This window comes from Streptomyces sp. NPDC056486, from assembly GCF_042795295.1.
Classification (GTDB): Bacteria; Actinomycetota; Actinomycetes; order Streptomycetales; family Streptomycetaceae; genus Streptomyces.
The window spans coordinates 9,897-14,049 of the sequence record NZ_JBHTSF010000205.1; the positions used below are offsets into that span (position 1 = coordinate 9,897).

General features: G+C 69.3%; 3 protein-coding genes. 2 read left to right on the plus strand and 1 reads right to left on the minus strand.

The genetic code is table 11. From position 1 onward, the window contains the following. Window positions 1-161: 161 nt before the first annotated feature. Window positions 162-614, minus strand: a complete 453-nt coding sequence (locus tag ACFQ7F_RS41410) for a pyridoxamine 5'-phosphate oxidase family protein (protein WP_383283146.1) — start codon at window positions 612-614, stop codon at window positions 162-164. Window positions 615-864: 250 nt separating this feature from the next. Between ACFQ7F_RS41410 and clpB the strand changes: the two genes are divergently transcribed. Then, window positions 865-3,462 carry an ATP-dependent chaperone ClpB gene (gene clpB, locus ACFQ7F_RS41415; RefSeq protein WP_383283149.1) on the plus strand — a complete coding sequence of 866 codons (2,598 nt, stop codon included), beginning with the start codon at window positions 865-867 and terminating at the stop codon, window positions 3,460-3,462. Window positions 3,463-3,545: 83 nt separating this feature from the next. Continuing rightward, window positions 3,546-4,085, plus strand: coding sequence for a YbjN domain-containing protein (locus ACFQ7F_RS41420; RefSeq protein ID WP_383283152.1), 540 nt, complete (start codon window positions 3,546-3,548; stop codon window positions 4,083-4,085). Window positions 4,086-4,153: the final 68 nt, after the last annotated feature.

A 4,153-nucleotide genomic window follows, 5' to 3' on the forward strand; every position in this document is an offset into this window, starting at 1 on the left:
CCTCTGCCGCCAACACACCACCCACCACACCCACCCCCCCCCGCGCCCGCCGCGACCCCCCCGCTTTCTACTTCGCGCCGGGCTGCCCCCCCCCCGCGGCCCCCCCGCGCCCCTAACCCGGGTGCCGCCGCTGTGGTGTGTGCCGGGCAATTCGCGAGGGACTACGCCTCGTCCGGCGCCTGCGTGCGCAGCGCCCGCGTCCCCATCGCCCGCGTCAGCCTGATCTCGATCACCACCCGGTGCGGATTCACCCTCGGCGGCCTCCCGTACCGCTCCTCGTAGCGCCGCTCGCCCTCCGCGATCTCCTCCGCCTCCGTACGCACACGCGCGAGCCCCTCCAGCGTGGCCCAGCGCCGCCCGTCGACCTGGCAGACCGCCACCCGCGCCCCAGGGCCACCAGCCCCCTCTGCGTCCGTCGCCGCGAGGATGTTCGAGACCTTCGTGCTCGTCCTGCTCGCGAGGACGCGGGCCACGCCCGCCTGGGGGTCGTAGGTCACGCCGACCGGCACGACGTGCGGGGTGCCGTCGGGGCGGGGCGTCGTCAGTGTGCACAGATGGCGTTCACGCCAGAAACTGAGGTACGCGGGGGTCGGATGCTGCGGGTCCATGGCCATGGAGGGAACTTAACCGTCCGCCCACACCATCCGCCCACCTGCCGATTTCCCCTCCCCCGCACCCTCCCCCGCACCCTCCTTTCCCCTACTTGAGTGGAATAGACTCAACTTTATGTACGCTGTTTAAGTCAGGTGGGCCAGGCCACTCGAGCCACGGGGCATCGAGCCACGGGGCATCGAGCACCGGGGCATCGAGCACCGGGACATCGAGCCACCGGGACATACGGATCGCAAGGAGGAGACGACTCAAGTGGACGCCGAGCTGACCAACAGGAGCCGGGACGCGATCAACGCGGCCAGTAGCCGGGCCGTGGAGGAAGGGCATCCCGATCTGACCCCCGCGCATCTGCTGCTCGCGCTGCTCGAGGGGCAGGACAACGAGAACATCATCGACCTGCTCGCCGCGGTCGGCGCCGATCAGGCAGCACTCCGCGCCGACGCCGAGCGGGCGCTGAGCAGCCTGCCCAGCGTCACCGGGTCGACCGTCGCGCCGCCGCAGCCCAACCGCGAACTGCTCGCGGTCATCGCCGACGCCTCGCAGCGGGCGAAGGAGCTGGGCGATGATTACCTCTCCACCGAGCATCTGCTGATCGGCGTCGCCGCCAAGGGCGGCTCCGCCGGCGAGGTCCTGAGCAAGCACGGGGCCACCGCCAAGAAGCTGCTCGACGCGTTCGAGAAGGCAAGGGGAGGACGCCGGGTGAGCACTCCGGACCCGGAGGGTCAGTACAAGGCACTGGAGAAGTTCGGGACGGACTTCACCGCTGCCGCCAGGGAGGGAAAGCTCGACCCCGTCATCGGCCGTGATCAGGAGATCCGGCGCGTGGTGCAGGTCCTGTCCCGGCGCACGAAGAACAACCCCGTCCTCATCGGCGAACCCGGCGTCGGCAAGACCGCCGTCGTCGAAGGGCTCGCGCAGCGCATCGTGAAGGGCGACGTTCCCGAGTCGCTGAAGAACAAGCGGCTCGTCTCCCTCGACCTCGGTGCCATGGTCGCCGGCGCGAAGTACCGCGGTGAGTTCGAGGAGCGACTCAAGACCGTCCTCTCCGAGATCAAGGACAGCGACGGGCAGATCATCACGTTCATCGACGAGCTGCACACCGTCGTGGGGGCCGGGGCGGGCGGGGACTCCGCCATGGACGCGGGCAACATGCTCAAGCCCATGCTCGCCCGCGGCGAGCTGCGGATGGTCGGTGCGACCACCCTCGACGAGTACCGCGAGCGGATCGAGAAGGACCCGGCCCTTGAGCGGCGCTTCCAGCAGGTCCTCGTGGACGAGCCGAGCGTCGAGGACTCGATCGCCATCCTCCGCGGGCTCAAGGGGCGCTACGAGGCCCACCACAAGGTCCAGATCGCCGACTCCGCGCTCGTCGCGGCCGCCGCGCTCTCCGACCGGTACATCACCTCGCGTTTCCTCCCGGACAAGGCCATCGACCTCGTGGACGAGGCCGCGTCCCGGCTGCGGATGGAGATCGACTCCTCCCCTCTTGAGATCGACGAACTCCAGCGCTCCGTCGACCGGCTCAAGATGGAGGAGCTCGCCCTCAGCAAGGAGACCGACCCCGCGAGCAAGGAGCGCCTCGAAAGGCTGCGGCGCGACCTCGCCGACAAGGAGGAGGAGCTGCGCGGGCTCAATGCCCGCTGGGAGAAGGAGAAGCAGTCCCTCAACCGCGTCGGTGAGCTGAAGGAGAAGCTCGACGAGCTGCGCGGCCAGGCCGAACGCGCCCAGCGCGACGGCGACTTCGACACCGCGAGCAAGCTGCTCTACGGCGAGATCCCCACGCTCGAACACGACCTCGAGGTCGCTTCCGAGGCCGAGGAAGAGGTCTCGAAGGACACCATGGTCAAGGAGGAGGTCGGCCCCGACGACATCGCCGATGTGGTCGGAGCCTGGACCGGCATCCCCGCCGGGCGCCTCCTTGAGGGCGAGACGCAGAAGCTGCTCCGCATGGAGGACGAGCTCGGCAAGCGGCTCATCGGGCAGACCGAGGCCGTGCGGGCGGTGTCGGACGCCGTGCGCCGCACGCGCGCCGGGATCGCCGACCCCGACCGCCCCACCGGGTCCTTCCTCTTCCTCGGGCCGACCGGCGTCGGCAAGACCGAGCTGGCGAAGGCACTCGCGGACTTCCTCTTCGACGACGAGCGCGCCATGGTCCGTATCGACATGAGCGAGTACGGCGAGAAGCACAGCGTGGCCAGGCTGGTCGGAGCCCCGCCCGGCTACGTCGGCTACGAAGAGGGCGGCCAGCTCACCGAGGCCGTACGGCGGCGCCCGTACAGCGTCGTGCTGCTCGACGAGGTCGAGAAGGCGCACCCGGAAGTCTTCGACGTGCTGCTCCAGGTCCTGGACGACGGACGCCTCACCGACGGGCAGGGGCGGACGGTGGACTTCCGCAACACCATCCTCGTCCTGACCTCCAACCTCGGCAGTCAGTACCTCGTCGAGCCGACGACGTCACCCGAGGAGAAGAAGCAGCAAGTCCTGGACATCGTGCGGGCCTCTTTCAAGCCGGAGTTCCTGAACCGGCTCGACGACCTCGTCGTCTTCTCCGCGCTCAGCAAGGACGAGCTCGCGCACATCGCCGAGCTGCAGATCGACCGTCTCGCCAAGCGTCTCGCCGAGCGGCGCCTCACCCTTGAGGTCTCTCCCGACGCGCTGGCCTGGCTGGCGGACGAGGGCAACGACCCGGCGTACGGCGCACGGCCGCTGCGCCGCCTCATCCAGACGTCCATCGGCGACATGCTCGCCAAGGAGATCCTCTCGGGCGAGGTGAAGGACGGGGACACGGTGCGCGTGGACACCTTCGGGGACGGCCTGATCGTCGGTCCGGCGACAGCGGAGAAGGCATAACCCGGTCACATCACGGGCGGGGGTTGCGGGCCCCCGCCCGACATGGGGCAGGATGGCGGAATCCGTACGAAGGGACTAAGCACGTGAGCATCGACCCGTCCTCGATTCCGAATTTCGGGGGACAGCCCGAACCGCAGCAGGGCGATGGACCGGCGGGCCCCGTTGTCCCCGACCAGGACCTGGTCAAGCAGCTCCTGGACCAGATGGAGCTCAAGCACGTCGTCGACGAAGAGGGAGACCTCGCGGCGCCGTGGGAGGAGTTCCGCACGTACTTCATGTTCCGTGGCGAGGGTGACCAGCAGGTCTTCTCGGTGCGGACGTTCTACGACCGCGCCCACGGGATCGAAGAGAAGCCCCAGCTTCACGAGGCGATCGACGACTGGAACCGTCGCACCCTGTGGCCGAAGGTCTACACGCACACCCACGACGACGGCACCGTCCGCCTCATCGGCGAGGCGCAGATGCTGATCGGCACGGGTGTCTCCCTCGAGCACTTCGTGTCGTCGACGGTCAGCTGGGTGCGGGCCGCGATCGAGTTCGACCGCTGGCTCGTCGAGCAGCTCGGCCTCGAGGCCGAGGTCGACGCCACCGAGGGTGAAGAGAAGCCCGACGACGAGGCCTAGGCCACGCGCCTGGACCACGTTCACCGCACTGCACGAGAGCCCGGCCGGGGCGCCCACCATCAGGTGGC